The organism is Brevundimonas sp. EU05-FHT14B11, assembly GCF_058790835.1.
The window spans coordinates 444,137-467,796 of record NZ_JBYTCY010000001.1 but is presented as its reverse complement, the minus strand read 5'-3'; the positions used below and the strand labels follow the sequence as shown (position 1 = coordinate 467,796).

General features: G+C 69.6%; 29 protein-coding genes. 13 read left to right on the top strand and 16 right to left on the bottom strand.

From position 1 onward, the window contains the following. Positions 1 to 22: 22 nt before the first annotated feature. The 4 genes from AC3WRV_RS02385 (at position 23) to AC3WRV_RS02370 (ending at position 4,077) form a co-directional block, all read left to right on the top strand. Positions 23 to 349, top strand: coding sequence for a nuclear transport factor 2 family protein (locus tag AC3WRV_RS02385; protein WP_492312010.1), 327 nt, complete (start codon positions 23 to 25; stop codon positions 347 to 349). Continuing rightward, positions 346 to 1,137: an SDR family oxidoreductase gene (locus AC3WRV_RS02380; RefSeq protein WP_492312009.1), complete on the top strand. Its 792-nt coding sequence runs from the start codon at positions 346 to 348 to the stop codon at positions 1,135 to 1,137. The genes AC3WRV_RS02385 and AC3WRV_RS02380 overlap by 4 nt, the downstream gene beginning before the upstream one ends. 271 nt (positions 1,138 to 1,408) lie before the next feature. Continuing rightward, positions 1,409 to 2,197, top strand: a complete 789-nt coding sequence (locus tag AC3WRV_RS02375; protein WP_291836816.1) for an alpha/beta fold hydrolase — start codon at positions 1,409 to 1,411, stop codon at positions 2,195 to 2,197. A 149-nt stretch (positions 2,198 to 2,346) separates the two neighbouring features. Then, a complete protein-coding gene (locus AC3WRV_RS02370) occupies positions 2,347 to 4,077 on the top strand; it encodes a class I adenylate-forming enzyme family protein (RefSeq protein WP_492312008.1) in 1,731 nt (576 codons plus the stop codon). 137 nt (positions 4,078 to 4,214) lie between these two features. Here the strand turns inward: AC3WRV_RS02370 and AC3WRV_RS02365 are convergent, their stop codons facing one another. The 13 genes from AC3WRV_RS02365 to AC3WRV_RS02305 are packed head-to-tail and all read right to left on the bottom strand — an operon-like array spanning position 4,215 to position 14,523. Further along, complete coding sequence (locus AC3WRV_RS02365) at positions 4,215 to 4,673, bottom strand: chemotaxis protein CheE (protein WP_492312007.1); 459 nt, start codon at positions 4,671 to 4,673, stop codon at positions 4,215 to 4,217. Then, complete coding sequence (locus tag AC3WRV_RS02360; RefSeq protein WP_291836810.1) at positions 4,670 to 5,281, bottom strand: response regulator; 612 nt, start codon at positions 5,279 to 5,281, stop codon at positions 4,670 to 4,672. Before AC3WRV_RS02360 ends, AC3WRV_RS02365 begins: the two co-directional genes overlap by 4 nt. 4 nt (positions 5,282 to 5,285) lie before the next feature. Next, positions 5,286 to 5,636, bottom strand: a complete 351-nt coding sequence (locus AC3WRV_RS02355; protein ID WP_492312006.1) for a DUF8776 family protein — start codon at positions 5,634 to 5,636, stop codon at positions 5,286 to 5,288. After that, positions 5,636 to 6,187, bottom strand: coding sequence for a chemotaxis protein CheD (locus AC3WRV_RS02350; RefSeq protein WP_492312005.1), 552 nt, complete (start codon positions 6,185 to 6,187; stop codon positions 5,636 to 5,638). The genes AC3WRV_RS02355 and AC3WRV_RS02350 overlap by 1 nt, the downstream gene beginning before the upstream one ends. Then, on the bottom strand, positions 6,184 to 6,573 hold the full coding sequence (locus AC3WRV_RS02345; RefSeq protein ID WP_291836802.1) for a response regulator: 390 nt from the start codon (positions 6,571 to 6,573) through the stop codon (positions 6,184 to 6,186). The genes AC3WRV_RS02350 and AC3WRV_RS02345 overlap by 4 nt, the downstream gene beginning before the upstream one ends. Before the next feature lie 10 nt (positions 6,574 to 6,583). Continuing rightward, positions 6,584 to 7,636: a protein-glutamate methylesterase/protein-glutamine glutaminase gene (locus AC3WRV_RS02340; RefSeq protein WP_492312004.1), complete on the bottom strand. Its 1,053-nt coding sequence runs from the start codon at positions 7,634 to 7,636 to the stop codon at positions 6,584 to 6,586. Then, on the bottom strand, positions 7,633 to 8,496 hold the full coding sequence (locus tag AC3WRV_RS02335; RefSeq protein WP_492312003.1) for a CheR family methyltransferase: 864 nt from the start codon (positions 8,494 to 8,496) through the stop codon (positions 7,633 to 7,635). The genes AC3WRV_RS02340 and AC3WRV_RS02335 overlap by 4 nt, the downstream gene beginning before the upstream one ends. Next, positions 8,493 to 8,954, bottom strand: a complete 462-nt coding sequence (locus AC3WRV_RS02330) for a chemotaxis protein CheW (RefSeq protein WP_291836793.1) — start codon at positions 8,952 to 8,954, stop codon at positions 8,493 to 8,495. The genes AC3WRV_RS02335 and AC3WRV_RS02330 overlap by 4 nt, the downstream gene beginning before the upstream one ends. Positions 8,955 to 8,957: 3 nt before the next feature. After that, positions 8,958 to 11,192 (bottom strand): chemotaxis protein CheA, encoded by a 2,235-nt coding sequence (locus AC3WRV_RS02325; protein WP_492312002.1) that lies wholly within the window; start codon positions 11,190 to 11,192, stop codon positions 8,958 to 8,960. A 13-nt stretch (positions 11,193 to 11,205) separates the two neighbouring features. Beyond that, positions 11,206 to 11,571, bottom strand: coding sequence for a response regulator (locus AC3WRV_RS02320; RefSeq protein WP_492312001.1), 366 nt, complete (start codon positions 11,569 to 11,571; stop codon positions 11,206 to 11,208). Then, entirely contained in the window at positions 11,568 to 11,864 is a 297-nt protein-coding gene (locus tag AC3WRV_RS02315; protein WP_492312000.1) for an STAS domain-containing protein, read from the bottom strand. Before AC3WRV_RS02315 ends, AC3WRV_RS02320 begins: the two co-directional genes overlap by 4 nt. Then, positions 11,864 to 13,768: a methyl-accepting chemotaxis protein gene (locus AC3WRV_RS02310; RefSeq protein ID WP_492312711.1), complete on the bottom strand. Its 1,905-nt coding sequence runs from the start codon at positions 13,766 to 13,768 to the stop codon at positions 11,864 to 11,866. Before AC3WRV_RS02310 ends, AC3WRV_RS02315 begins: the two co-directional genes overlap by 1 nt. Before the next feature lie 47 nt (positions 13,769 to 13,815). Then, positions 13,816 to 14,523 carry a TorF family putative porin gene (locus tag AC3WRV_RS02305; protein ID WP_492311999.1) on the bottom strand — a complete coding sequence of 236 codons (708 nt, stop codon included), beginning with the start codon at positions 14,521 to 14,523 and terminating at the stop codon, positions 13,816 to 13,818. 303 nt (positions 14,524 to 14,826) lie between these two features. Between AC3WRV_RS02305 and AC3WRV_RS02300 the strand changes: the two genes are divergently transcribed. The 7 genes from AC3WRV_RS02300 to truA all read left to right on the top strand — a co-directional run bounded on the left by AC3WRV_RS02300 (position 14,827) and on the right by truA (position 20,077). Continuing rightward, a complete protein-coding gene (locus tag AC3WRV_RS02300) occupies positions 14,827 to 16,368 on the top strand; it encodes a sensor histidine kinase (RefSeq protein WP_492311998.1) in 1,542 nt (513 codons plus the stop codon). Beyond that, entirely contained in the window at positions 16,365 to 16,991 is a 627-nt protein-coding gene (locus tag AC3WRV_RS02295; RefSeq protein WP_291837343.1) for a response regulator transcription factor, read from the top strand. Before AC3WRV_RS02300 ends, AC3WRV_RS02295 begins: the two co-directional genes overlap by 4 nt. A 121-nt stretch (positions 16,992 to 17,112) precedes the next feature. After that, positions 17,113 to 17,469, top strand: a complete 357-nt coding sequence (locus AC3WRV_RS02290) for an acyl-CoA thioesterase (RefSeq protein WP_492312710.1) — start codon at positions 17,113 to 17,115, stop codon at positions 17,467 to 17,469. 57 nt (positions 17,470 to 17,526) lie between these two features. After that, positions 17,527 to 18,081, top strand: a complete 555-nt coding sequence (def, locus tag AC3WRV_RS02285) for a peptide deformylase (protein ID WP_291837341.1) — start codon at positions 17,527 to 17,529, stop codon at positions 18,079 to 18,081. Continuing rightward, a complete protein-coding gene (locus AC3WRV_RS02280) occupies positions 18,081 to 18,308 on the top strand; it encodes a hypothetical protein (RefSeq protein ID WP_291837339.1) in 228 nt (75 codons plus the stop codon). The genes def and AC3WRV_RS02280 overlap by 1 nt, the downstream gene beginning before the upstream one ends. Positions 18,309 to 18,410: 102 nt before the next feature. Beyond that, positions 18,411 to 19,340 carry a methionyl-tRNA formyltransferase gene (fmt, locus tag AC3WRV_RS02275; RefSeq protein ID WP_492311997.1) on the top strand — a complete coding sequence of 310 codons (930 nt, stop codon included), beginning with the start codon at positions 18,411 to 18,413 and terminating at the stop codon, positions 19,338 to 19,340. Then, on the top strand, positions 19,340 to 20,077 hold the full coding sequence (gene truA, locus AC3WRV_RS02270) for a tRNA pseudouridine(38-40) synthase TruA (protein ID WP_492311996.1): 738 nt from the start codon (positions 19,340 to 19,342) through the stop codon (positions 20,075 to 20,077). The genes fmt and truA overlap by 1 nt, the downstream gene beginning before the upstream one ends. 44 nt (positions 20,078 to 20,121) lie before the next feature. Here truA and AC3WRV_RS02265 read toward each other — a convergent pair whose 3' ends face one another. Next, positions 20,122 to 20,514 (bottom strand): YidB family protein, encoded by a 393-nt coding sequence (locus AC3WRV_RS02265; RefSeq protein WP_492311995.1) that lies wholly within the window; start codon positions 20,512 to 20,514, stop codon positions 20,122 to 20,124. A 123-nt stretch (positions 20,515 to 20,637) separates the two neighbouring features. Next, positions 20,638 to 20,775 (bottom strand): entericidin A/B family lipoprotein, encoded by a 138-nt coding sequence (locus AC3WRV_RS02260; RefSeq protein WP_291834039.1) that lies wholly within the window; start codon positions 20,773 to 20,775, stop codon positions 20,638 to 20,640. A gap of 97 nt (positions 20,776 to 20,872) precedes the next feature. Between AC3WRV_RS02260 and AC3WRV_RS02255 the strand changes: the two genes are divergently transcribed. Next, positions 20,873 to 22,531 (top strand): thiamine pyrophosphate-binding protein, encoded by a 1,659-nt coding sequence (locus AC3WRV_RS02255; RefSeq protein ID WP_492311994.1) that lies wholly within the window; start codon positions 20,873 to 20,875, stop codon positions 22,529 to 22,531. Positions 22,532 to 22,542: 11 nt separating this feature from the next. Further along, positions 22,543 to 23,010 carry a hypothetical protein gene (locus AC3WRV_RS02250; protein WP_492311993.1) on the top strand — a complete coding sequence of 156 codons (468 nt, stop codon included), beginning with the start codon at positions 22,543 to 22,545 and terminating at the stop codon, positions 23,008 to 23,010. Positions 23,011 to 23,014: 4 nt separating this feature from the next. Here AC3WRV_RS02250 and AC3WRV_RS02245 read toward each other — a convergent pair whose 3' ends face one another. Continuing rightward, on the bottom strand, positions 23,015 to 23,644 hold the full coding sequence (locus tag AC3WRV_RS02245; RefSeq protein WP_492311992.1) for a hypothetical protein: 630 nt from the start codon (positions 23,642 to 23,644) through the stop codon (positions 23,015 to 23,017). Positions 23,645 to 23,660: the final 16 nt, after the last annotated feature.

Below are 23,660 nucleotides of genomic sequence, written 5' to 3'. Positions count from 1 at the left end.
ACCACCTGAACCGGAGAGCCACATGGCCACCGCCCTTCCCAAGCCCATAGCCGACTATGTCGCGGCTAATGCCCGCCTCGATCCTGAGGGAATGTTGCGGCCATTCGCCCCCGACGGCGTCGTGCAAGACGACGGCGGAGAGCACCGAGGCCATGCCGAACTCCGGACCTGGATCCAGGACGCGACCATCGCCGCCCGGGCGATCTTCACCCCTGAAACGCATCGCGAGGAGAATGGCCAGGTGGTCGTCGACGGCTTGACCACCGGCGACTTCAAGGGCAGTCCGCTACGGTTCACCCTGCGCTTTACGCTTAAGGGCGACGTCATCCGCGCCCTGGAGATCGGATGACCATGCCCCGTCCGGATCCCACCGAGTTTGAAGGCCGACGCATCCTCGTCACCGCCGGCACCAAGGGCGCCGGCCGGGCGACCGTGCAGCGCTTCCTGGCCGGCGGCGCCCGCGTGATCACCGCCGCCCGCGCCACGCCGGACAGCCTCGACGGAGTCGAGTTCATCCAGGCCGATCTGGCGGCGCCTGACGGTTGCGAGACCCTGGCCGACGCGGCCATGAGCCGGCTGGGCGGCGTCGATGTCCTGGTTCACGTCGTGGGCGGGTCGTCATCGCCGGCAGGCGGCTTTTCGGCCCTGACCGACGACCACTGGCGGGCAGAGTTCGATATCAACCTGATGCCGGCGGTTCGCCTTGATCGCCTGCTGGTCCCGCAGATGATCGCGCGCGGCTCCGGAGCCGTCGTCCACGTCTCATCGATCCAGGGGCGGCTGCCGCTGCCTGACTCCACCACAGCCTACGCCGCGGCCAAGGCGGCGCTGACAACCTACAGCAAGGCGCTGTCCAAGGAGGTTGGCCCGAAAGGCGTGCGGGTCAATGTCGTCTCCCCCGGCTGGATCATGACCGAGGCGTCGGGGCGACTGCTCGAACGGATCGCCGAGGGTACGGGCGGCACGATCGAGGACGCCCGACAGAGCGTGCTCGCGGGCCTGGGTGGCATCCCGCTGGGTCGCCCCGCCGAGCCCGAAGAGATCGCCGAGCTGATCGCCTTCCTCGCCTCGGACCGGGCGTCGTCCATCCACGGTGGCGACTACGTCATCGACGGAGGGACCCTACCGACGGTTTGACGTCATGGACGCCCCATCGATCCGACAGAAGTCAGGCTTGCGACGCCCGCTCGCCGCCCAGGGCCATAGCTGATCTTCCATTGGAACGGGCCCGGAGCGGCGGTCATGACGGCATCCATTCCTGCGATACGGCACAACCTATATCGCGACAACTATTCGCTTGACAACAAACCCGCCCTCATCGATACATTCATTTATCGCGATAAAAGTTGTCGCGGGACTTTCTTCCCCGCGCGGTCAGCGCCGCTCACACCATCGACAGGAGACCACCATGATCACGTTCCGCAACATCCTCCTCGCCGCCGTCGGCGCCGCCAGCATCGGCGGAGCCGCCCAGGCCCAGTCCGTTCAACACATCCCCGTGGATCAAAGCGTCCGCAACGTCGTGCTGGTGCACGGCGCCTTCGCCGACGGCTCCGGCTGGCGCGGGGTCTATGATGACCTCACCGCCCGAGGCTACCGGGTGACGATCGTCCAGAACCCGTTGACCTCGCTGGCCGATGACGTGGCGGCGACGCGGCGCGCCATCGCCCGCCAGGAGGGCGGCGTCATCCTGGTCGGCCATTCCTGGGGCGGCGTGGTGATCACCGAGGCGGGCGTGGACGACAAGGTGAAGGGTCTGGTCTATGTCTCGGCCCTGACCCCGGACGTGGGCGAGACGGCCGGCGACCAGTACGAAGGCTTTGGCATCCCCTCGACCTTCGTCATCGACACCCAGGCCGACGGCTTCGGCTTCATCAACCCCGAGCGCTTCCAGGAAGGCTTCGCCGCTGACGTGAATGACGCGGACGCCGCCTTCATGCGCGATTCTCAGGTGCCGATCGCAATGTCGGTCTTTGGAACGCCGGTGACCCAGGCCGCTTGGAGAACACGTCCGAGCTGGTTCATCGTCGCCACGGAGGACGCGGCAATCGCCCCGGCCATGCTTCGCCAGCAGGCGCGCAAGATCGGCGCCGAAGTGCGTGAGATCGAGGCCAGCCACGTTCCGATGGTGTCCCGGCCGCACGAGGTCGCCGACGTGATCGATCAGGCGGCGCGGAGCACTGGCCGCAATCAGTAAACCGAGGGCACGGGCGGAGCGCCAAGCTCCGCCCGTTTCAGACTCCGCCTTGCTGCGACCAACTGAACCTTGATCAGTTGCGGTAATCGGGGTCAGTGTGGCGCCAGACCAGACCGCGCAAAGCGGCGGACCCGACCAGGAAGCGCCAGATGACCGAAACCACCACACGCCCGTGGCCCGCCCTGCCCCTGGCCCATGCGACCGCCGCCCTGACCGCGCCGGGCTCGCCGTTCGAGGTCGTCGACGCCGTGATCGAGGGGCGGCCTTACAAGATCTGGAAGAACGCGCCGCCGACGCTGCTGCACAGCTTCATGGCCGGACGCCAGTGGGGCGGCCGGACCTTCATCGTCTACGGCGACGAACGGGTGTCGTACGAGGCCTTCGCACGCGCCACCCTGGCGCTGGCCGCAGACCTGAAGGCGCGCGGGTTGAAGAAGGGCGACCGGGTCGCCATCGCCATGCGCAACCTGCCGGAATGGCCCGTGGCCTTCTTCGCCGCCGCCCTGTGCGGCGCCGTCGCCACGCCGCTGAACGCCTGGTGGACCGGGGCGGAGCTGGCCTATGGACTGGCGGACTCGGGCAGCACGGTCGCCATCGTCGACATCGAGCGGCTGGAACGGATCGCGCCCCACCTGCCGGAGCTGACGGCCCTGGCCGACGTGCTGGTCTGCCGCGGAACCGAGGCGGTCGGCGATCCGCGCGTCCGCCGGCTGGAGGCCGTCATCGGCGCCCCGGCGACCTGGGCGGACCTGCCCGCGGGCGAGATGCCCGGCGTGCCGCTGGACCCCGAGGATCCCGCGGCGATCTTCTACACCTCCGGCACCACCGGCTTCCCCAAGGGGGCGCTGGGCACCCATCGCAACGCCGGCTGCGGCGCGGTGGCGGGGCTGTATTCCTATGTCCGCAGCTTCGTGCGCCGGGGCGAGGCGCCGCCGACGCCGGACCCGGCGGCCCCGGCCAAGGTCGGACTGGTGTCCATTCCCTTCTTCCACACGACCGGCTGCAACGCCCTGCTGCTGCCCGCGCTGGTGACGGGGCAGACGCTGGTCTGCCAGCGCCGGTTCGACGCCGCCGAGGCGCTGATGCTGATCGAGCGGGAGAAGATCAACCTGATCGGCGGGGTGCCGACGGTGGCGATCCAGCTGCTGCAGCATCCGGACCGGGACAAGTACGACCTGTCCTCGCTGGAGACCGTGACCTACGGCGGGGCGGCGGCGCCGACGGACCTGGTGCGCCAGATCGCCGACCGGACCAGCGCCTCGCCGGGATCGGGCTGGGGCATGACCGAGACCTCGGCCACCCACACCCATCATTTCGGCGAGGACTACGTCAACCGCCCCGACAGCTGCGGCCCGGCCATGCCGGTCAGCGCGATCAAGGTGGTCGGTCCGGACGGCGCGGACCTGCCGGCGGGCGAGGTCGGCGAGCTGCTGGCCTATGGGCCCAATGTGGTCAAGGGCTACTGGAACCGGCCGGAGGAGACCGCCGCGACCTTCGTCGACGGCTGGGTGCGCACCGGCGACCTGGCGCGGATCGATGAGGAGGGCTTCTGCTTCATCGTCGATCGCAAGAAGGACATCATCATCCGCGGCGGCGAGAACATCTACTGCCAGGAGGTCGAGGCGGTGCTGTTCGACCACCCGGCGGTGGCCGAGGCCGCGCTGATCGCCCGGCCGCATCCGGTGCTGGGCGAGGAGCCGGTGGCCGTGGTCTCGCTGGCGCCCGGCCAGACGGTGGACCCGGCGACGCTGAAGGCGCTGACGGCGGCGCGGCTGGCGGCGTTCAAGACGCCGGTGGAGATCTTCGTGATCGACGGCCCCCTGCCCCGCAACGCGGCGGGCAAGGTGGTCAAGGCCGAGCTGAAGGCGCGGTTCGGATAGTAAATCTCCCTCCCCTCATGGGGAGGGTGGACCGCGAAGCGGGACGGGTGGGGAACGGCGGCGAACCGAAATTCCCCACCCTGTCGTCGCTTCGCGCCGACATCCCTCCCCACTCCGGGGGAGGGAGAAAACTGGCCTCACGCCGCCGCCGTGAACGCGCCCAGCACGCTGCGGAGCCCCGCCAGCAGGATGTCGGACTCGGCCCCGGCCTTGCAGCCGCCCGTGTGGATCAGGCGCAGGGCCTTCACATGCACCTCGACCGCCGGCCAGTTCCACGGCGCGGGGGCGCGCATGCGGTCGCTGAGGTCGCACAGGCTGTAGCCGGCGCTGTACAGCGGTCCGGTGTCGAAGAAGCCGGCCAGGTCGACCAGGGCGGCGGCCAGCACGTAGACCCGTTCCCGGCCCTCCGGCGCGGCGGCCGCGCACAGATCCTCCAGCTGGCCGATCAGGCGGCCGAGGTCGGCCATGATGTCGGCCTTGTGGCTCTGCAGGCCGGCCTCGGCCAGGCGCTGGGCGTCGGCGATGGTGCGACCGCCCGGCCGTTCCAGCTGCTTCGCCAGCGAGCTCTTGATCTTCGTCGTGCGCACTTGGGTCACAGGGCCACCCGCATGGGTTTCATCAGCATGTCGATATCGGACTGATCCATGTTCGCCTCGGCCGGTTCGCCCACGTGGGTGGACAGGTCGCCGGCGCGGCGGCCGGGCTCGCCGAGCGGCGGGCCGAAATTGCGCACCCGGCGGTCGGGGCCGACGTAGGTCTCGCACTCCACGAACTCGCGCTCGTCGCCGCCCAGCCACAGGATGCGGCGCAGCAGCACCGTCGGGGTCAGGGGCTTGGCGACCACGAAGCTGGCGCCGCAGTCGCGGCTCTTCTGGATGCTGGACTGGGCCGCGTGGCCGGTCAGCATGATCACCGGCGTGTGGCGGGTCGGCGCGGGGGTCTCGCGGCGCAGCCAGCGGGTGAAGTCATAGCCGTCCATCTCGGGCATCGAGCAGTCGACCAGGATCAGGTCGACGGCGCGGCGCTTGACGATCTCGGCCGCCTCGGCCGCGCTCTCGCACTTGATCTGCTCCTTCACGCCGAAGCCGTGGAAGATCGAGCTGAGCATATCCAGCGACTTGGGATTGTCGTCGATCAGCAGGACCGTCGAGTGCTCGAGGTTGACCCGGGTGTTGGCGGCGGACTGGGAGGAAGCGGCGGACATGGGATCAGTCGAACAGCAGGACATCGCCCGAGGCGGGCGGCGGGTGGGCGGCGACAGCGGGCGACGCGGGCGTCTCGCCCTTCAGTCGGCCGGCCACATCGGCCAGCAGGACGGTGGAGACGGCGTCGGCCGAGGTCTGGCCATCGGACAGGCCGTGCAGGACGCCCGCCACGGCGTCGAGGCGCTGGATCAGCACGTCCAGCGCCTGGGCGTCGGTCAGGGCCTCGGCCCGGTCCTCGGCGGGAAGGCGGCGCACCAGGTCGGAAACGAGCGTGGACATGCGGTCCACGCCCGCGCGGACGTCGCCGATCTCGGCGGCCAGGGCGGCCAGCAGGGCAGGCGCGTCCGCGGGCATCAGAACAGCTCCAGTTCGCCGCCGGCGACCACCGGCGGAAGAATGGGCGCGGGACGCGTCGGGACGGTGGCGGCGTCGGTCACGCCGCGCTGCAGGGCGCGGCCGCTGACGGGCCAATAGTGCAGCCGGCGTCCGCCGGCGCCGCGCAGGCTGCCGCCGATGACGCGGATGCCTTCGTCGCGCAGGAAGCGTTCGGCGAAGTCGGCGTTGGCCATGCCCACGTCGCGCAGGCTGTCGAACATGCGGCCGCCGCCGAACAGCTTGGCCTCCAGCCGCTCGCGGCGAGCGCCCGCCTTGATCAGCTCGTTGATCAGCAGCTCCATCGCATAGGCGCCGTAACGGCGGCCCGCGTCGGTCCCGGCGCCCGCGCCGTCCGGCAGCAGGAAGTGGTTCATGCCGCCGACGCCGGTCACCGGATCGGTCAGGCAGGCGGCGACGCAGGAGCCCAGCACCGTGGTCAGCATGACCGACGGATCGGCCGTCACATGGTGCTCGCCCTGGCCGACGTGGATGCGGATCTCGCCGCGGTCCGAAGACTGGGCGGGGGTCATGTCAGGGGTCCGAACACGCCTTCCAGCTTCTCTTTCAGCTGGGCGACGGTGAAGGGTTTGACCAGGTAGTTGTTGACGCCGAACTGGACCGCGCGCTGGACCAGTTCGCGGTCGGCGCGGCCGGTCAGCATGATGAAGGCCGTGGTCTGGATCGGCGGGTGGGCGCGGATGGCGCGCAGCAGGCCCAGGCCGTCCAGGTTCGGCATGTTGAAGTCCGAGATCACCAGATGGACGGGCTTGGTCACGACCTCCCGCAGGGCGATCTCGCCGTCCGCGGCCTCACGGATTTCGCGCACGCCGAGCTGCTGCAGGCTGTTGCGGACCAGCGAACGCATCGTCAGCTGGTCATCAACCACAAGGACATTCAGGGCGGCGGCGGAGGGCATGCGGAATCCTTCAGGCGGCAGGCGTTACGGCGCGGGGGGACGCGGCGCAGAGGTCGAGAATGGCGGGGCGGAGGCGGTGAAGCGGGAGCTGGCGCTCGACGGCGCCGATCTCATGGGCGGCGCGCGGCATGCCGTAGACGACCGAGGAATTCTCGTCCTGGCCCAGCGTCCGGGCTCCGGCGGCGCGCATGGCCAGCAGACCCTGGGCCCCGTCCTTGCCCATGCCGGTGAGGATGACGCCGGTCATGGGACGGCCCAGGCGGGCGATCGAGTGGAACAGGACATCGACCGACGGACGGTGGCCGTTGACGGTCTCGCTGCGCACCAGGCGGCAACGCGGGGAGGCGCCGGAGACTTCCAGATGAGCCTCGCCGCCGGGAGCGATGTAGACGTGGCCGGGTTTCACCGGCGCGCCGTCCTCGGCCTCGGAGACGGTCGGGGCGCAGACCTTGTCCAGGCGGGCGGCGAAGCTCTTGGTGAAGGTCGCCGGCATGTGCTGGGTGATGACCGTGGCCGGGCAGTCGGCGGGGAAGCCCTGCAGGATGGTCAGCAGGGCCTCGACGCCGCCGGTCGAGGCGCCGATGGCCAGGACATGGTTCGGATCCGGACGATAGTCGGTGTCGACCGGCGGCGGCGCCGCGGGCGCGTCGCCCCGAGCGCGGACGCGCGAGCGGCCGGCGGTCTTCACCTTGGTCGCCAGCTCGGCGAAGGCGGTGGCGGCGGGGGTGCCGTCCATGGGTTTCCCGATCGCGTCGACGGCGCCCATCTCCAGCGCCGCGACGGTCGTCTCGGCCCCGGCCTGGGTCAGGGTCGAAACCATGACCACCGGCATCGGCCGCAGGCGCATGATCTTCTCGAGGAACTCCAGCCCATTCATGTTGGGCATCTCGACGTCGAGGGTGATGACGTCCGGGTTCAGCCGCTTGATCGCCTCGCGGGCCTCGAGCGGATCGGCGGCCGAGCCGACGACCTCGATCTCGGGATCGCGGCGCAGGGCGGCCGTCAGCAGCCCCCGCATGGTGGGGCTGTCGTCTACGACCAGGACGGTGACCGGACGGCTCATGCGGCGGTCCCGAGCTGGTAGGTGGTCAGGCCGCTGGTCTGCAGGCGGGACATCGCCGCGCCGGCGACCCGTTCGGAGTGGCCGATGTAGAGGGTGGCGCCCGGGTTCATCAGCGGGGTGAACCGGTTCCAGACCTTCTCCTGCGTGGCGTCGTCGAAATAGATGACCACGTTGCGGCAGAAGATGACGTCGAACTTGCCCTTCATCGGCCAGTCGCCGATCAGGTTCAGCTCCTTGAACGACACCAGACGCTTCAGCTGGGCCCCGGCGGTCCAGTTTCCGCGGTCGGCGCGGTCGAAATATTTGCGCCACAGGGTGACGGGCGCCGGCTCCAGGGCCTCTTCGGAATAGGTCCCGTCGTGGCCCTGGGCCACCATGTTGGGGTCGATGTCGGTGGCCAGGATCTTCACGTCCAGGTCGGCCGCCTCGGGCAGGGTCTGGAGCACGGTCAGGGCCATCGAATAGGGCTCCTGCCCGTTCGAACAGGCGGCTGACCACAGCCGGACCCGGCCGCCGGCGCGGGCGCGCTCGGCCAGGCGGGGCATCACCTTGTCCCGGAGATGATCGAAATGGTGCGGCTCGCGGTAGAAGCGGGTGACGTTGGTGGTCAGGGCCGCGGTCATCAGCTGGCGCTCGTCCACCCCGTCCACGCCGTCGATCAGGGCGCAATACTCACGGAAGCTGCGCAGGCCGAGCACGCGCAGGCGCTTGGCCAGGCGCGAATAGACCAGCGCGGCCTTGCCCTCGCCCAGCGCGATGCCGGCGTAGGAATGCAGGGTGTGGGCGATGTGGCGGAAGTCTTCCGGCGTGAGGACGAACTCGCCCTCCACCATCGACGACACCCCGGCGGCGGACGTCATGCGGCTTCGGCTTCCGTTTCCGGCAGGATCATGTCCAGCTCGATCAGGCTGATCATCCGGCCTTCCAGGGCGAAGATGCCCTTCACGAAGGTGCGCACGTCGTCGCTGGCCACGTCGGGGGTCGGCTGCACGGCGCCGTCGGTCAGCTGGATGATGTCCGAGACGGCGTCGACCAGCAGGCCCACGGTGCGGCCGCCGATGTGGGCCACCATGATGACATGACGCGCGGTCGGGTCCGAGGTGCTGAGGCCGAAGCGCGCGCCCAGATCGACGATCGGCAGCACGGCCCCTCGCAGGTTGATGACGCCCTTCATATAGCCGGGGGACCGGGGCAGCGGGGTGGCGGGGGTCCAGCCGCGGATCTCGCGCACCGACATGATGTCGACGCAGAATTCCTGCTCGCCGATACGGAAGGCGATCAGTTCACGGACAGCGGCGTTGGTTTGCACTTCGGTCATGGATCAGCTCGCGAGCTTGAGTTCGGGACCCGCCGCGCGGCGACGGGCGTTGGCGACGATGGCGTCCACATCGAGGATCAGGGCGACGCGGCCGTCGCCGAGAATGGTGGCGGCGGCGACCCCGGGGACCTGCTGATAGTTGGTCTCCAGGCTCTTGATGACGACCTGTCGTTGGCCCTGGATGGCGTCGACCATCAGGGCGGCGCGGGCGCCGGATTCGGTTTCGACGACCAGGGCCACGCCCTGACCGGGCGGGACCGGCGTGTCCCGGAAGCCCATGACCTGGGCCACGTCGACCAGCGGCACGAAGCTGTCGCGGAAGCGGATGACCGCGTCGCGGCCGCCGACGTAATGCACGTCCTCGGCGCGGGGGGTCAGGCTCTCGACGATATTGGTCAGCGGGGCGACCAGGGTCTGTTCGGCGGCGCCGACGACCATGCCGTCCAGCACGGCCAGCGTCAGCGGCAGGCTGAGGGTGAAGGTCGAGCCCTTGCCCGGGATCGAGCTGATGGAGATTCGGCCGCCCAGCGCCTGGATGGAGCGCTTGACCACATCCATGCCCACGCCGCGGCCCGAGACGTCCGTGATCGTCTCGGCGGTCGAGAAGCCGGGCAGGAAGATCAGGTTGTCGACCTCCTCGTCGGTCAGGACGGCGTCCTCGGCGATCAGGCCGCGGCTGACGGCGATGCCCCTGACGCGTTCGCGGTTGATGCCGCGGCCGTCGTCGCTGATCTCGATGACGATGCGGCCCGAGCGGTGCAGGGCGGCCAGGTGGACCACGCCCTCGGGGCTCTTGCCGGCGGCCTCGCGGTCCGCGGGCGTCTCCAGCCCGTGATCGATGGCGTTGCGCAGCATGTGGGTGATCGGCTCGGCCAGGCGTTCGACCACGGTCTTGTCGACCTCGGTGTCCTCGCCGGCGGTGACCAGCTTGACCCGCTTGCCGGTCATGTCGGCGACTTCGCGGACCAGGCGCGGCATGCGCTGGAACACCGATTTCACCGGCTGGGCCCGGATAGCCATGACGCTGTCCTGGATCTCGCGGGTCAGCAGCTCCAGGTCTTCCAGACCCATGAGCACGCCCGAGGAGCGCGTGAGGCCGCTTTCGGCGACGCGCTGGGCCAGCATGGCCTGCTGGATGACCAGTTCGCCGACGACGTTGATCAGGCGGTCGACGCGGTCCAGGTCGACGCGGATGGTGACGGGGGCCACCGCCGGCGGAGCGGACGGCGCGTTGGCGGCGGCGGGCGCGGCGACCGGCGGGGCGGCCGGAGCGGCGGCTAGGGGCGCGACGGGCGCGGCCTGGGTCACCGGCGCGGGCGCGGGGTCGGCGGCGCGGGCCAGCAGGGCCGCGATGTCGAGATCAGCGGCGGCGGCCGGCGCGGCCAGTTCGGGCAGGGCCGGCGGAGGGGGCAGGTCATCCACGACCGGAGCGTCGCCCAGCGGGGTGATGCTGAGGTCGCAGTCGCTCTCGACGAAATCAAACACCTCTCGCACAGCGGTCTCCTCGACAGCGGCAGTCAGGTCGATGGTCCAGATCAGGTGGTTGTCTTCGGCGATCAGCGCGTCGAGCGCCGGAACGGCGCTGTCGTCCAGCGTGACCGAGATCGGTCCCAGACGGCCCAGTTCGCGCAGCAGCAGGCCGGTCTCGTTGGCGTTGGCGTACATGGCGCCGTGCGGCCGGAAGACCACGCGCCAGCCGGAGGCGGCCGAGGCCGGCGCGGCCAGCGGCGGCAGGTCGAGCGACGGCAGGTCCAACGACGGCAGATCCAGCGACGGCAGGCCGACGGTCAGGGGAACGAAGCCGAAATCGTCGTCCTCGTCCTCGGCGGCGGCGTCGGGAACCGAGGCCTCGCCGTGGGTCAGGACCTCCATCTCGGCGACCAGGCCGGCGGAGCGGACCTCGTCGACCTCGGGGATACGTCCCTGCGCGGCCGCGATGTGGTCGGCCAGCACGTCGGAGGCGCGCAGCAGGGTGCGGACGGTGATGTCGTCGCACTCCTTACGGCCCGCGCGCAGCTCATCCATCAGCGTCTCGAAGACGTGGGCGAACCGGACCAGCGCCTCCAGCCCGAAGGCCCCGGCGCCGCCCTTGACCGAGTGAACGGCCCGGAAGACGGCGTTGATGGTCTCGTTGTCGGTCTGACCCGACTCGAGCACCAGCAGCTTGGCCTCCAGGTCGGCGAGCAGCTCGTCGCATTCCTGGAAGAAGGTCGCCTTGATCGCTTCGAACGCGTCCACGTTTACCTCTGCCTCAGGCGGCGACGCGGCGGACGGCGTCCACCAGCTTCACCGGGTCGAAGGGTTTGACGATCCAGCCCGTCGCGCCGGCGGCGCGGGCGCGGGCCTTCTTCTCGGCGTCGCTCTCGGTGGTCAGCACCAGCACCGGGGTGTGGCGGTGGTTCGGATCGGCGCGCACGCCCTCGATGACGCCGAAGCCGTCCATCCGGGGCATGTTGATGTCGGTGATGATGATGTCCGCGCCGTTGGCGGCGAGGACCTCCAGGCCGTCAACGCCGTCGACGGCCTGGATGACGCGGTAACCCGCCTCCTCCAGAGCCATCAGCAGCATGTCGCGCATGGTGCGGGAATCGTCGACGGTCAGAACGGTCTTGGTCACGCGGGAGCTCCCAGAGGAACGGTGTCGAAGGCGGCCGCGCCGAACGCGGCCCACTGGTCGGAGAAGACGGCGCCGTCGCCGGTCGTCACGGTCAGGGGCTGACCGTCAGCCGCCCACAGGGCGCGGGCCGACAGCAGAACCTGAAGGCACAGGCCGCCCAGACGCTCGACCGCCGAGGCGTCGAGGGTCAGGGGCTGGCCGCGAACGGCCAGCAGGTCGGCCTGCAGGGGCCCCGCCGCGCGGATGTCGAGCACGGCGGGAAGGACGAGGGAGTGACCGGCGACGTCGCTCATCAGAACTCCTCCCAGCCGTCCTCGACGGCCTGCGGCTTGAGGGCGGCGCCGCCGCGTCCCGTGGCCCGCATCTGCGGAACCGGGGCGTGGGCGTGGGAGCGCGGAGCCGGCGCCGGGGCGCGCGTCTGGACGCTGCCGTCGCCGATGCGGAAGCGCGACACCGAGTTGGCCAGGCTTTCGGCTTCCTGCGACAGCGAGTGGCTGGCGGCGGTCGATTCCTCGACCATGGCGGCGTTCTGCTGGGTCACCTGGTCCATCTGGTTGACGGCGGTGTTGACCTGCTGGAGGCCGGTGGCCTGCTCCTGCGCCGAGGCGGCGATTTCGGAGACCAGGCTGTCGATCTCGGCGACGCGGCCGACGATGCGTTGCAGGGCTTCGCCGGTCTGGCCGACCAGTTGCACGCCCGACGCCACCTGGTTGGTCGAGGCCGAGATCAGGGTCTTGATCTCCTTGGCCGCTTCCGCCGAACGCTGGGCCAGGGCCCGGACCTCGGAGGCGACGACCGCGAAGCCGCGGCCGGCGTCGCCGGCGCGGGCGGCTTCAACGCCCGCGTTCAGGGCCAGCAGGTTGGTCTGGAAAGCGATTTCGTCGATCACGCCGATGATCTGGCTGATCTGCTGCGCCGAGCGTTCGATGGCGCTCATGGCCTCGACGGCGTCGCGAACCACGATGCCCGAGGTCTCGGCGTCGCCGCGCGCGCCCTGGACCACGCTGGAGGCCTGACGGGCGCCCGAGGCGGTCTTGTTGACGGTGGCGGTGATCTGATCCAGCGCGGCTGCGGTTTCCTCAAGCGAGGCGGCCTGCTGTTCGGTGCGGCGCGACAGGTCGTCGGCGGCGTGGCTGATCTCGCCCGAGCCGGACCGGATGGCCGACACGTTGGAGACCACCACCGACATGGCGTCCTTCAGCTGGGCCATAGCCGCGTTGAAGTCGGACTGCAGCTTCACATAGTCGGACGGGAAAGTCTGGGTCAGGCGATAGGTCAGGTCGCCGGCGCTGAGCTTCTCCAGGCCTTCGGCCAGGGCCGTGACCACGGCGGCCTGTTCCTCGGCCGCGGCCTCGGTGGCGGTCAGGTTGCGGCGGCGTTCTGCCTCGGCCTTCTCACGCGCGTCGGCGGCTTCGGCCTCGACCCGGATCTTGTCGATGGCGGCGTCGCGGAAGGCGATGATCGCCTGGCCCATGGCGCCGAACTCGTCCTTGCGGGTGGCTTCCGGCACCTGCAGCGCGGTGTCGCCGCCGATCAGGCGCTTCATGTGCTCGACCATCTTCATGACCGGGCCTCCGATGCCGCGCGTCAGGGCCACCCCGACCAGCAGCGACAGGATGATGGCGGCGAGAATGCCGAGGCCCAGCGTCCATTTGGCGGTGGCCATGGCCGCGTCGTACTGGGCGCGAACCCGTTCGAGGTCGGCCTCGTTGGCGGTCTTGATGGCGTCGATGGCCTCTTCGACCGGCTCCATCACCTTGTCCGCCGAACCGTCGCGGCCGACCATGGTCAGGGCCTGATGGCGAGTGGCCGGATTGAGCGAGAGCGTGCGACCGTTGATGACGACGTGGTCGTACCAGGCGTCCGCGGTCCGTTCGGCCGCGTCGATAGCGGCCAAGTTGTCGCCGGTGGCCTTCTCGCGCATCTCGGCCAGCTTGGCCTTGAAGGAGTTGCGGTGAGCGGCGGCGCGTTCGACGTAGTATTCATCGTTCGAGATCAGGAAACCGCGGAAGCTGTTTTCCTGACGGACCATGTAGAATTCGGCCGCGGCCGTGGACCGGACCATGGCGTTCGAGACGGAACGCTCGGCCTGCGCCCTGTCCAGCGTCCTCAGTTGCAGGAAGACGACCGCGCCCATCACGGCGATCGCCGTCAGGACGCAGGCGAAGGCCAGGAAGAGCTTCCGGCCGACGGGCATGTTGTTCAGGAAATTCACTGGATAAGCCTCGAACGTTCGGAGTGGAGTCAGAATGCGAAGGTGAGAGCGGCGACCAGTCGGCCCTCGTAGGGCTCGCCCAGATCATGCTCGTCGGTGTCGTACCAACGCAGGTCGGCCGAGACGGCGTCGGTCAGCTTCTGCTTCACGCCGACGTTCCAGGCGGTGTAGTCGGCGCCGCCGTGGGCGCGGCGGGTGGCGACGGCGGCCGAAGCCTTGGTCTTGGGGGCGATTTTGTAGGCGGCCTGGGCTTCGACCCACCAGGCCTCCTTGGTCCCGGCGAAGCCGTCCGGGGTGTAGTTCACGCGAAAACGGCCGCTGACCGGGCCGATGCTGCGCGACACATCCGCCTGATATTCCCAATAATTGGAATCCACGTTCGCCGCCGTTCCGGGCAGGTCACGGTTAAGGACGGCGAAGTCGAACTCGAAGCCGAGCGCTTCCGGCGCCCAACCCACAGTCGTGATGATTTCTGCGTCGGAACCCTGCGACAGCTCGGCGGTCGAGGCGAAAACGCTGGCGTGGAAGGCGCCCTGGGCGACCTCGAACTCGCCCGACCAGGCGACCTCGCCGTTGCTCTTTCCGAGCCCCTTGCCGACGTATTCGCTGGCCACGCCGACCTGGCCGCTGAATTCAGGATCGGCCGCGGCAGGGCCGGCGATGAAGAGGACAGCCGCGAAGGCCGCCGTGAAGAGGGCGCCGGTCCGGCGCACAACTTGAAGATTGAAGGAGGACATTCTTACCCCGGTTTGTTTGGGACATAATCCGGGTAACGCTAATATTCTTCGTAAACTCAACGGTACGTACAAAACCGTACGAATACGTAGGACTACGTAGTTGCTGTTTACTTTGATTGATCCTTAACCGACTTGAGAACTGCTTGCCGAGATCGCGCAGACCCTTCAAAGAAAGGTCTGTCCCGCAGCGGCCGCGCCGCTCGGCGCAAAAAATCCACCCGAGGGCTCCCCCCCAAACGCCAGACGCCCGCTTTCTCACGAGAGCGGGCCCTATACGTATTTTCCCTTATGCGGATTGTTGTTATGCCTGACTCCAGCGGAACAGAGGTTCCGGCAGAGGGAGGGGTCGATCCGATCACCGGACTCGATCTGCACGATGTGACAGGCAAGCGCTCGGCGTCGGAGATCCTGTTCTCCATGGCGACCACCCGGTCCTACCGGGGATGGCGGGCCTATCTTCTGGCGATCGGGGCCGTTCTGGCGTGTTTCGCCCTCAGGGCCGTGCTCGAGCTCTTCGGCCATTTCTACTACCTGCCGCTGGTGCCGGCGGTGGTCATCACCGCCATGCTGGCGCGCCGCGCGCCGACCGCCCTGGCCATCGCCCTGTCGATCGCGGGCAATGTCATGCTGGTGAGCCGCGAGAGCCTGGCCGACACCCTGGTCAACGCCGGCCTGTTCGTGGTCGTGGGCTGGCTGGTGGCCGAGATCTGCTGGGCTCAGCGCCGCATGCACCGCCGCTCCATGGAGCTGACCCGCACGCTGGCGGGCCGCAACGCCGTGCTGGATACGGTGCTGGCCACCGTGCCGGTGGTCATCCTGGGCCGCGAGGGCCAGATCCGCCGCCTGACTCCGGCCGCCGCCAGCCTGTTCGGGATCGACAGCTTCGAGACCGCCGACCGGTCCTTCGGAGAGCTGGTCCACGGCTTCGATCTGCAACGGCTGGACGGCAAGGCCTCCAACGGTCCGCTGGAGGCGCCGACCGGCCACTGGATCGGCCGCCGTCCCGACGGGCGGCCCCTGATCCTGAGCCTGCAGATGGGCGTCATGCCCATGGCCTCGGAGGAGGATTACGCCGCGGTCTGCATCACCGACCTGACCGAGGCGGAGATGGCCACCGAGCGGGCCCGGGATCTGGACATCCAGCTGAACCGCGTCTGGCGCCTGAACTCGCTGGGCGAGATGGCCGCCACCCTGGCGCATGAGCTGAACCAACCGCTCAGCGCCGCCACCACCTATATGCAGGCCAGCCAGCGCGACATCGAGCGGGCCGGGCTGATCGGCCAGAGCGCCGCCAGGACCCTGGACCTGGCCAAGGGGCAGGTGCTCCGGGCCGGGAGCATTATCCGGCGCATGCGGGACATGCTGGTCACCGGCACCCGTCGCCTGGAGAGTGAGAGAATTTCTTCCATGATCGAGGATTTGGGTCCAGCTTTTGCCCTTATTGCCCGCGATAGGGGGGTCGAGATTCGCACATACGTCGACGATTCCGACGATATCGTGCGAGCCGAGCGTATCCAGTTTCAACAGGCCGTGATCAACCTGGTCCGCAACGCCGCCGAGGCGGTGGCGGATCAGGCGCAATCCGTTGTGGTGGTCCGCGGCCAGTCCTTGGACGGCGGAGGTTATCGGTTGACGGTTGAAGACAGCGGCCCCGGCATTCCCGGCGACGACATCGAGGCCGTCTTCCGTCCGATGACCACCACCAAGTCGTCGGGCATGGGCCTGGGCCTGTCCGTCACACGCACCATCGTCGAGAGCCACGGCGGCGCCCTGTCCGTGGGGCGCAGCGATCTGGGCGGCGCCGCCTTCTCGATTGAGTTGCCGCAGGAGACTGAAGAGGCATGAGCAACATCCGGCATTCGGTGTTCGTGATCGACGATGACGCGGCGGTCCGCGACTCCCTGCTGCACCTGCTGCGCGCCGAGGGCGTGCGGGCCCGGGGTTTCGCCAGCGGCGCCGACTTCTTCGCCAACCTGCCGGAAGACCGCTCGGCGTGCGTCATCACCGACATCCGCATGCCGGGCATGGACGGCGCAGAGGTGGTGCGCCGCCTCAGCGAGATGACCGACCGCGTCTGGCCCGTGATCGTCTTCACCGGCCACGCCGACGTGCCGATGGCGGTGCATCTGATGAAGGCCGGGGTCATCGACTTCATCGAAAAGCCCTTCGATCCCACCCGCATGATCGAGACGGTCAAGGGCGCGCTGGACCAGCTGGACCACATCTCGGCCCGGCAGGAGCAGCGGCTGGAGGTCGACCGCCGGCTGGCCACCCTGACGCCGCGCGAGCACCAGGTGTTCGACGCCCTGATCCTGGGTCGGTCGAACAAGGAGATCGCCCTGCTGCTGTCGATCAGCCCGCGCACCGTGGAGATCTTCCGCTCCAAGGTCATGGACAAGATGCAGGCCGCCAGCCTTTCCGCCCTGGTCCGCATGGGCCTGTCGGCATCGCCGCCCACCGACGCCTGACCGCTTGCGGTTCCCCGGCGGGCGGCGGATATGAGCCTGCCCTGAGGCCCGGAGCCGAACCTTGAGCCACCCTGATCTGCCGACCCGTCCCACCGGCCAACCCGTCGGCCGGGTGATCGCCATGCCGGCCGACACCAATCCGGAAGGCGACATCTTCGGCGGCTGGCTGCTGGCCCAGATGGACCTGGCCGGCGCCACCCCGGCCTTCGAACTGGCGCAGGGCCGCTGCGCCACCATCGCCATCGACGGCATGGTCTTCCACCAGCCGGTCTCGGTCGGCGACGAGGTCTCGATCTACGCCCGGGTGATCAAGACGGGCCGGACCTCGATCCGGGTCCACGTCGAGGCCTGGAAACGGCCGCGCAACCACGCCCAAGCCGAGTCCATGCGCGTGACCGAAGGCGTCTTCACCTATGTCGCCATCGACCAGGACCGGAAGCCCCGCCCCCTGCCCGTCGCCGACAACGCGGCCGGATAACCCTTCGAAACCGTCGGAAATCTTGACCTTTCGGCCCTGCGCGCCTACCTCGCGGGCATGGCCGTCCGTCGCATCCTGACCATCGACAACCCCGCCGACCTGTCGGTGCTGAAGCAGATCTCCACGCCGGTCGAGGGACCGGTGACGGATGAGCTGCGTAGCCTGATGGACGACATGCTGGACACCATGTACGCCGCGCCGGGCATCGGCCTGGCCGCGGTGCAGATCGGCGACACCCGCCGCGTCATCGTCATGGACCTGGGCGACGGCGACCCGGTCGAGGGCGACGACCCCGAGGCCCGCAAGCCTAATCCCCGCCATTTCGTGAACCCCGAGATCGTCTGGTCGTCGGAAGAGCTGTTCACCTATGAGGAGGGCTGCCTGTCGGTGCCGGAGTATTATGACGCCGTCGAACGCCCCGCCCGTGTGCGCCTGACCTACCTGAACTACGCCGGCGAGGCGGTCGAGGAAGAGGCCGAGGGCCTGTTCGCCGTCTGCATCCAGCACGAGATGGATCACCTCGAGGGCGTCCTGTTCATCGACCACCTGTCGCGGCTGAAGCGCGAGCGCGCGGTCGCCAAGGTGAAGAAGGCCGCGAGGCTCGCCGCCTGATGGCCCGCATCAAACGCAACCGCGACCGCATCATCGACCCGCGCGGCCGTCGCCGACTGACCCGCAACGAGAAGGTCGGCGTCGCCTCGGTCGTCACCCTGGTCGGCGTCGCCGCCGTGGGCGTGATCGCCGGCGTCCTGCTGGACCGCCTGCTCGACTTCGACGACGCGCTGGACGCGGGCGGCGAATGGGATGAGGGCGGCGGCGTCTTCACCCGCTGGGACTAACGTCCCAGGCGGCTCGCTGCTTGAGGGCGTATCCCTCCAAGGCTCGCGATTTGAACGCGGTTTCTGCTAGAGCCGCCGCTTCTACTGACTGGATCGGTCGCCATGCGCCTCGCCTTCATGGGCACCCCGGACTTCGCCGTGCCGTCGCTGGCCGAGATCATCGCCAGCGGCCATGAGGTCGTGGCCGTCTATTCCCAGCCGCCCAAGCCGCGCGGCCGCGGCCAGAAGCTGACCCCGTCACCGGTGCACGCCTTCGCCGAGACCATGGGCCTGCCGGTCTTCACCCCCGCCTCGATGAAGGCGTCCGAGGCCATCGCCAACTTCCAGAGCCTGGACGTCGACGCCGCCTGCGTGGTCGCCTACGGCCAGATCCTGAAGACCGAGGTGCTGGAAGCGCCGCGTCTGGGCTGTTTCAACCTGCACGGCTCTCTGCTGCCCCGCTGGCGCGGCGCCGCGCCGATCCAGCGCGCCATCATGGCCGGGGACAAACAGACCGGCGTCCAGATCATGCGCATGTCCGAGGGCCTGGACGAGGGCGCGATCCTGCTGTCCGAAATCCTCGACATCCGCGCCGACGACACCGCCGCCACCCTGTCGGAACGCATGTCCCACACCGGCGCCAGCCTGTGGCCCCGCGCCCTGGCGGCCATCGAGCGCGGCGGCGCCGAGGGCACGGAACAGGCCGGCGAGCCGACCTACGCCCGCAAGATCACCCCTGCCGAGGCCCGCATCGACTGGTCCCGCCCCGCCGCCGAGGTGGACGCCCATATCCGCGGCCTGTCGCCCTTCCCCGGCGCCTGGTTCGAGGCGCCCGGCGCCGACGGCCCGGTGCGGATCAAGGCCCTGCTCTCGTCCGTCAGCCCGCGGGGCGGCGCGGCCCCCGGCGAGGTGCTGGACGGCGAGGGCCTGAACGTCGCCTGCGGCGAGGGCGCGGTGCGTCTGATCCGTGTCCAGCGCGAAGGCAAGGCGGCGCAGGCCGCCGACGAGATGCTGCGCGGCTTCGCGCTGCCCGCCGGTACGGTGCTGGCGTAATGCCGCGCTACCGGCTCACGGTCGAGTACGACGGCTCGGGCTACAACGGCTTCCAGGCCCAGCCCGGCCAGCCGACCGTGCAGGGCGCGCTGGAGGCCGCGATCAAGGCCTTCTCGGGCCAGACGCTGCGCCTCGCCGCCGCCGGCCGCACCGACACCGGCGTGCATGCGACCGGACAGGTGGTCAGCTTCGACCTGGACAAGGCCTGGCCCGAGCACACGGTCATGAACGCCATGAACGCCCACCTGATCGAGGAAGAGGTGTCGGTGCTGGACTGCGTCGGAGTGGACGACGACTGGCACGCCCGCTTCTCGGCGACGGGACGGCGCTACCTGTATCGCATCCTGAACCGGCCTGGCCGTCCGGCGCTGGATCTGGGGCGGGTCTGGCACATGAAGAAGCCGCTGGACGCCGAGGCCATGCACGCGGCGGCCCAGGCGCTGGTCGGCCTGCACGACTTCACCACCTTCCGGGACGTGAACTGCCAGTCCAAGTCGCCGGAGAAGACGCTGGACGTGGCCCGCGTCACCCGCGTGGGCGAAGAGGTGCATCTGGTGTTCGAGGCGCGCAGCTTCCTGCATCGCCAGGTGCGGTCGATGACCGGGACCCTGGCCGAAGTCGGCCTGGGCCGCTGGGCGGTCGAGGATGTGGCCAAGGCGCTTGAGGCGCGCGACCGCAACGCCTGCGGGCCGGTCGCGCCGTCCGAAGGATTGTATCTGACCGGCGTGGTCTACTGAAACCCGGGTCGAGCCGGACGGCGTCCGCTCAACCCGGTTTCGTTCTAGCGCTTCAGGAAGCCGCCGATCATGTCGCCGAGACCGCCGGGCAGCTTGTCCAGCAGGTCGCCCGCCCCGTCGACGGAGCCGCCCGGCGTCAGCCGGTCGATGGCCTCGGGCAGCAGGCCCGCCAGCGTCTCGCTGGCCTGCTCCGGCGAAATGCCCAGTTTGGCGGCGAAGTCGCCGATGGGACCGGACCCCAGAACGCCGGCGATCTGTTCCGGCGAAATGCCGGCGTTGGCGCTCTTGCCGATCCACGATCCGACCACGTCGCCCAGACCGTTCTGGCCGAACTTCTCGGCGAGTCCCGCGACCCCGCCCTGTCCCTTCAGCAGATCGGCCAGCCCGCCGCCCGCGTCCTTGCCCAGTCCGCCCGCCACGTCATCGAGAAGTCCCATGGTCCTGCCTCCGTGCGTCCGCTGAAGTGCGACGGCCAAGTCAGGCCACAGAAGCGGGAAACGGGCAACGAAAAGGCCCGCCGGATCGACCGGCGGGCCCTCATATCTTCGAGAGCGAGAGCTCTAGTTCTTGGCCTGCTCGGCGCCCGAGGTGACGGCGTTGCCCGCCGCCTGAACGTCGCGGCCGACGCCCGAGATGGTGTTGCAGGCCGACACGGCCAGGGCGGCGGCGACGAGAGTGAGGGCGATAATCTTCTTCATTGGGTGATCCCCGGTGACATTGAACCTTCACGGTAAACGCAAGCGTGGCCGTGGGGTTGCATGGCCAAGGTCCGGGTTGATCTGCTAGTCGGGCGGAATGACCCAGCCCGCGAACACCGCCGCCCGCCGCCTCGTCGAAACCCTGGTCGTGAACGGAGTGGACCGCGTCTTCTGCGTCCCGGGCGAAAGCTATCTGGCGGTGCTGGACGCACTGGCCGACGTGCGCGACCAGATCCAGGTCATCGCCTGCCGGCACGAGGCGGGCGCCGCCAACATGGCCGAGGCCTACGGCAAGCTGACCGGCAAGCCGGGCGTCTGCATGGTCACGCGCGGGCCGGGCGCGACCCACGCCTCGATCGGCGTGCACACGGCGCATCAGGACTCCACCCCGATGATCCTGTTCGTCGGCCAGATCGCCCTGACCGACCGCGGCCGCGGCGCCTTCCAGGAGGTCGACTACCGCGAGGTGTTCGGCGGCCTGGCCAAATGGGCGACCGAGCTGGAAAGCCCCGAGCGCACCGTCGAGGTGGTCGAGCGCGCCTTCGCCACCGCCCTGCAGGGCCGGATGGGGCCGGTGGTCATCGCCCTGCCCGAGGACATCCTGCACGAAGACGGCGGCCCCGCCCCCGTCCGCGCCGTTACGCCCGCGAAGGCGGCGCTGGACCCGGCCTTCGTGGAACAGGTCCGCGCCCGCCTGGCGCAGGCCGAGCGGCCCCTGCTGGTGCTGGGCGGCTCCGGCTGGACCACCGAGGCCGCCGCCGCCATCGGCGACTGGGCCGAGCGGATCGGCCTGCCGGTCTCCCTGTCATTCCGCCGCAAGGACATCCTGTCCAACGACCGCGCCAACTACGCCGGCGACCTGGGCCTGGGCTGCAATCCGAAACTGACCGCGCGCGCCAAGGCGGCGGACCTGATCATCGCCGTCGGCGCCCGGCTCGGCGAGAACCCGACGCAGGGCTACACCCTGCTGGACCGCGCCCGCACGGCGGACACCCTGATCCACATCCATCCGGGCGCCGAGGAGCTGGGCCGGGTGTGGACGCCGCTGCTAAGCGCCACCGCCGACAATTCGCTGGCCGCGCTGGCGCTGTCGGCCATCGATCCGGGCCGGACCTGGACCGCCGAGGCCGAAGCCGCCCACGCCGACTATCAGGCCTTCTCCACGCCCGTGCCCGTCGGCGGCGCGGTCAACATGAGCGAGTGCATGGCGCACCTGGGCGAGATCCTGCCGCCCGACGCCATCGTCACAAACGGAGCGGGCAATTTCGCCGCCTGGCTGCACCGGTTCTATCGCCACCGCGCCTGCCGCACCCAGCTGGCCCCGACCTCGGGCGCCATGGGCTACGGCTATCCGGCGGCGCTGGCGGCCAAGAGCGTCCATCCGGACACGGACGTCATCTGCATCGCCGGCGACGGCGACTATCTGATGACCGGGCAGGAGATCGCCACGGCGGTCCAGTACGGCATCAACGCCGTGGTCGTGATCGTCGACAACGGGACCTACGGCACCATCCGCATGCACCAGGAAACCCACTATCCGGGCGCCCAGCGGGTCATCGCCACCGACCTGAAGAACCCCGACTTCGTGAAGTACGCCGAAGCCTTCGGCGCCTTTGGCATCCGCTGCGAGCGGACCGAGGACTTCCCGGCGGCGCTGGAGGCCGCCCGGAACGCGGGCCGCCCCGCCGTCGTTCACCTGATCACCTCGGCCGAGGACATCGCGCCCAACCGCACGATCTCCGGCCTGCGTTCGTAACAGGAGCCGCCATGCGCGCCGCCGCCGCCCTGATCGCCGCCCTGGTCCCGGCCCTGGCCCTGACGGCCTGCGCCACGCCCGCGACCTCCGTCCCCGGCGGCCCGGAGCAGGCGACCGACCAGAACGACTGCGCCGTCATCGCGGCGGTGGCCAAGGCGCACTATCGTTTCAACACCACCGACAACCTCCCCCCGCCGCTGTGGCTGTTCAGCGAGACCGGCGATTGGTCGCCGCGCTGCGACTGGAGCCGCCACGGCGTCAGCTTCCCGACCACCTACGACCCCGATCGCCCGCACAGCCCCGGCGACCGCATCCAGTGGGTGCAGTTCCAGAAGCCGGTCTATGACGGCCACGGCGCCACCTTGGAGTCCGGCATCCTGCACGGCCCGCTGGCCGGGATGGGCGTCCGCTGCCGGGTCGTCTCCGGCGTCGCCGGCTGGACCCTGGCGGGCCCGTGCGAGAACACCTGGATTTCCTGATCCCCTACTGACGGGGCGGCGCCGTTTCGGTCCAGCAGGGCAGGAGCTGCGCCAGAGTATCGCCGACCACTGGCGCGACCGGTGATCCCGAGTTCGCGGTGATCTCGATCCGGTCACTCCAGGCGACGCCGTCGAAACGTCCGCGCATGCGGATCCGGTAGGTGTTGTCGTGCAGATAGCCGCCGCCGGAATCGATTTCCGTGGCGGGACCTGGGGGGTCCGGCAGCGCGGGCACGCGAGGCGTGAGCACCGGCAGACCCGCGATACGGTCCAGCGCCTCCTGCACGGCCGGGCACTGCCGGGAATCGGCGAAACGCTCGATCGTTCCGCGGTTGTGCCGGGCCCGCAGCCGCGCGAACCAGATGGGGCGCCGAGAGCGGTCGTCCGTGATCCAGACCCAGTTGAACGCCACCGACACCGCCGTCCAGCGCATGTCGGCCTTGGCCGCCAGTTCGACGACAGGCGACGTCCAGCTCAGATCGTCCGTCGCGCCACGCTCGACGAACTCGACGGGGTTCTCCCGGTGGGTGTCCGTCACCGGAGGGACGAGGGTATCGAGACGGAGCAGGGGATAAGGCTCCACCGTTTGTGGAGCGCCCGAAAGGGCCAGCGAGAATGAGAGGACGCCCAGCATGATGATCTCCTGTCGC

What these genes read in the sequence shown, in the direction of transcription:
- AC3WRV_RS02385 (WP_492312010.1), top strand. Translation starts at nt 23, where the DNA reads ATGGCCACCGCCCTTCCCAAGCCCATAGCCGACTATGTCGCGGCTAAT.
- AC3WRV_RS02380 (WP_492312009.1), top strand. Translation starts at nt 346, where the DNA reads ATGACCATGCCCCGTCCGGATCCCACCGAGTTTGAAGGCCGACGCATC.
- AC3WRV_RS02375 (WP_291836816.1), top strand. Translation starts at nt 1,409, where the DNA reads ATGATCACGTTCCGCAACATCCTCCTCGCCGCCGTCGGCGCCGCCAGC.
- AC3WRV_RS02370 (WP_492312008.1), top strand. Translation starts at nt 2,347, where the DNA reads ATGACCGAAACCACCACACGCCCGTGGCCCGCCCTGCCCCTGGCCCAT.
- AC3WRV_RS02360 (WP_291836810.1), bottom strand. Translation starts at nt 5,281, where the DNA reads ATGTCCGCCGCTTCCTCCCAGTCCGCCGCCAACACCCGGGTCAACCTC.
- AC3WRV_RS02355 (WP_492312006.1), bottom strand. Translation starts at nt 5,636, where the DNA reads ATGCCCGCGGACGCGCCTGCCCTGCTGGCCGCCCTGGCCGCCGAGATC.
- AC3WRV_RS02350 (WP_492312005.1), bottom strand. Translation starts at nt 6,187, where the DNA reads ATGACCCCCGCCCAGTCTTCGGACCGCGGCGAGATCCGCATCCACGTC.
- AC3WRV_RS02345 (WP_291836802.1), bottom strand. Translation starts at nt 6,573, where the DNA reads ATGCCCTCCGCCGCCGCCCTGAATGTCCTTGTGGTTGATGACCAGCTG.
- AC3WRV_RS02340 (WP_492312004.1), bottom strand. Translation starts at nt 7,636, where the DNA reads ATGAGCCGTCCGGTCACCGTCCTGGTCGTAGACGACAGCCCCACCATG.
- AC3WRV_RS02335 (WP_492312003.1), bottom strand. Translation starts at nt 8,496, where the DNA reads ATGACGTCCGCCGCCGGGGTGTCGTCGATGGTGGAGGGCGAGTTCGTC.
- AC3WRV_RS02330 (WP_291836793.1), bottom strand. Translation starts at nt 8,954, where the DNA reads ATGACCGAAGTGCAAACCAACGCCGCTGTCCGTGAACTGATCGCCTTC.
- AC3WRV_RS02315 (WP_492312000.1), bottom strand. Translation starts at nt 11,864, where the DNA reads ATGAGCGACGTCGCCGGTCACTCCCTCGTCCTTCCCGCCGTGCTCGAC.
- AC3WRV_RS02310 (WP_492312711.1), bottom strand. Translation starts at nt 13,768, where the DNA reads ATGCCCGTCGGCCGGAAGCTCTTCCTGGCCTTCGCCTGCGTCCTGACG.
- AC3WRV_RS02305 (WP_492311999.1), bottom strand. Translation starts at nt 14,523, where the DNA reads ATGTCCTCCTTCAATCTTCAAGTTGTGCGCCGGACCGGCGCCCTCTTC.
- AC3WRV_RS02300 (WP_492311998.1), top strand. Translation starts at nt 14,827, where the DNA reads ATGCCTGACTCCAGCGGAACAGAGGTTCCGGCAGAGGGAGGGGTCGAT.
- AC3WRV_RS02295 (WP_291837343.1), top strand. Translation starts at nt 16,365, where the DNA reads ATGAGCAACATCCGGCATTCGGTGTTCGTGATCGACGATGACGCGGCG.
- AC3WRV_RS02290 (WP_492312710.1), top strand. Translation starts at nt 17,113, where the DNA reads ATGCCGGCCGACACCAATCCGGAAGGCGACATCTTCGGCGGCTGGCTG.
- def (WP_291837341.1), top strand. Translation starts at nt 17,527, where the DNA reads ATGGCCGTCCGTCGCATCCTGACCATCGACAACCCCGCCGACCTGTCG.
- AC3WRV_RS02280 (WP_291837339.1), top strand. Translation starts at nt 18,081, where the DNA reads ATGGCCCGCATCAAACGCAACCGCGACCGCATCATCGACCCGCGCGGC.
- fmt (WP_492311997.1), top strand. Translation starts at nt 18,411, where the DNA reads ATGCGCCTCGCCTTCATGGGCACCCCGGACTTCGCCGTGCCGTCGCTG.
- truA (WP_492311996.1), top strand. Translation starts at nt 19,340, where the DNA reads ATGCCGCGCTACCGGCTCACGGTCGAGTACGACGGCTCGGGCTACAAC.
- AC3WRV_RS02265 (WP_492311995.1), bottom strand. Translation starts at nt 20,514, where the DNA reads ATGGGACTTCTCGATGACGTGGCGGGCGGACTGGGCAAGGACGCGGGC.
- AC3WRV_RS02260 (WP_291834039.1), bottom strand. Translation starts at nt 20,775, where the DNA reads ATGAAGAAGATTATCGCCCTCACTCTCGTCGCCGCCGCCCTGGCCGTG.
- AC3WRV_RS02255 (WP_492311994.1), top strand. Translation starts at nt 20,873, where the DNA reads ATGACCCAGCCCGCGAACACCGCCGCCCGCCGCCTCGTCGAAACCCTG.
- AC3WRV_RS02250 (WP_492311993.1), top strand. Translation starts at nt 22,543, where the DNA reads ATGCGCGCCGCCGCCGCCCTGATCGCCGCCCTGGTCCCGGCCCTGGCC.
- AC3WRV_RS02245 (WP_492311992.1), bottom strand. Translation starts at nt 23,644, where the DNA reads ATGCTGGGCGTCCTCTCATTCTCGCTGGCCCTTTCGGGCGCTCCACAA.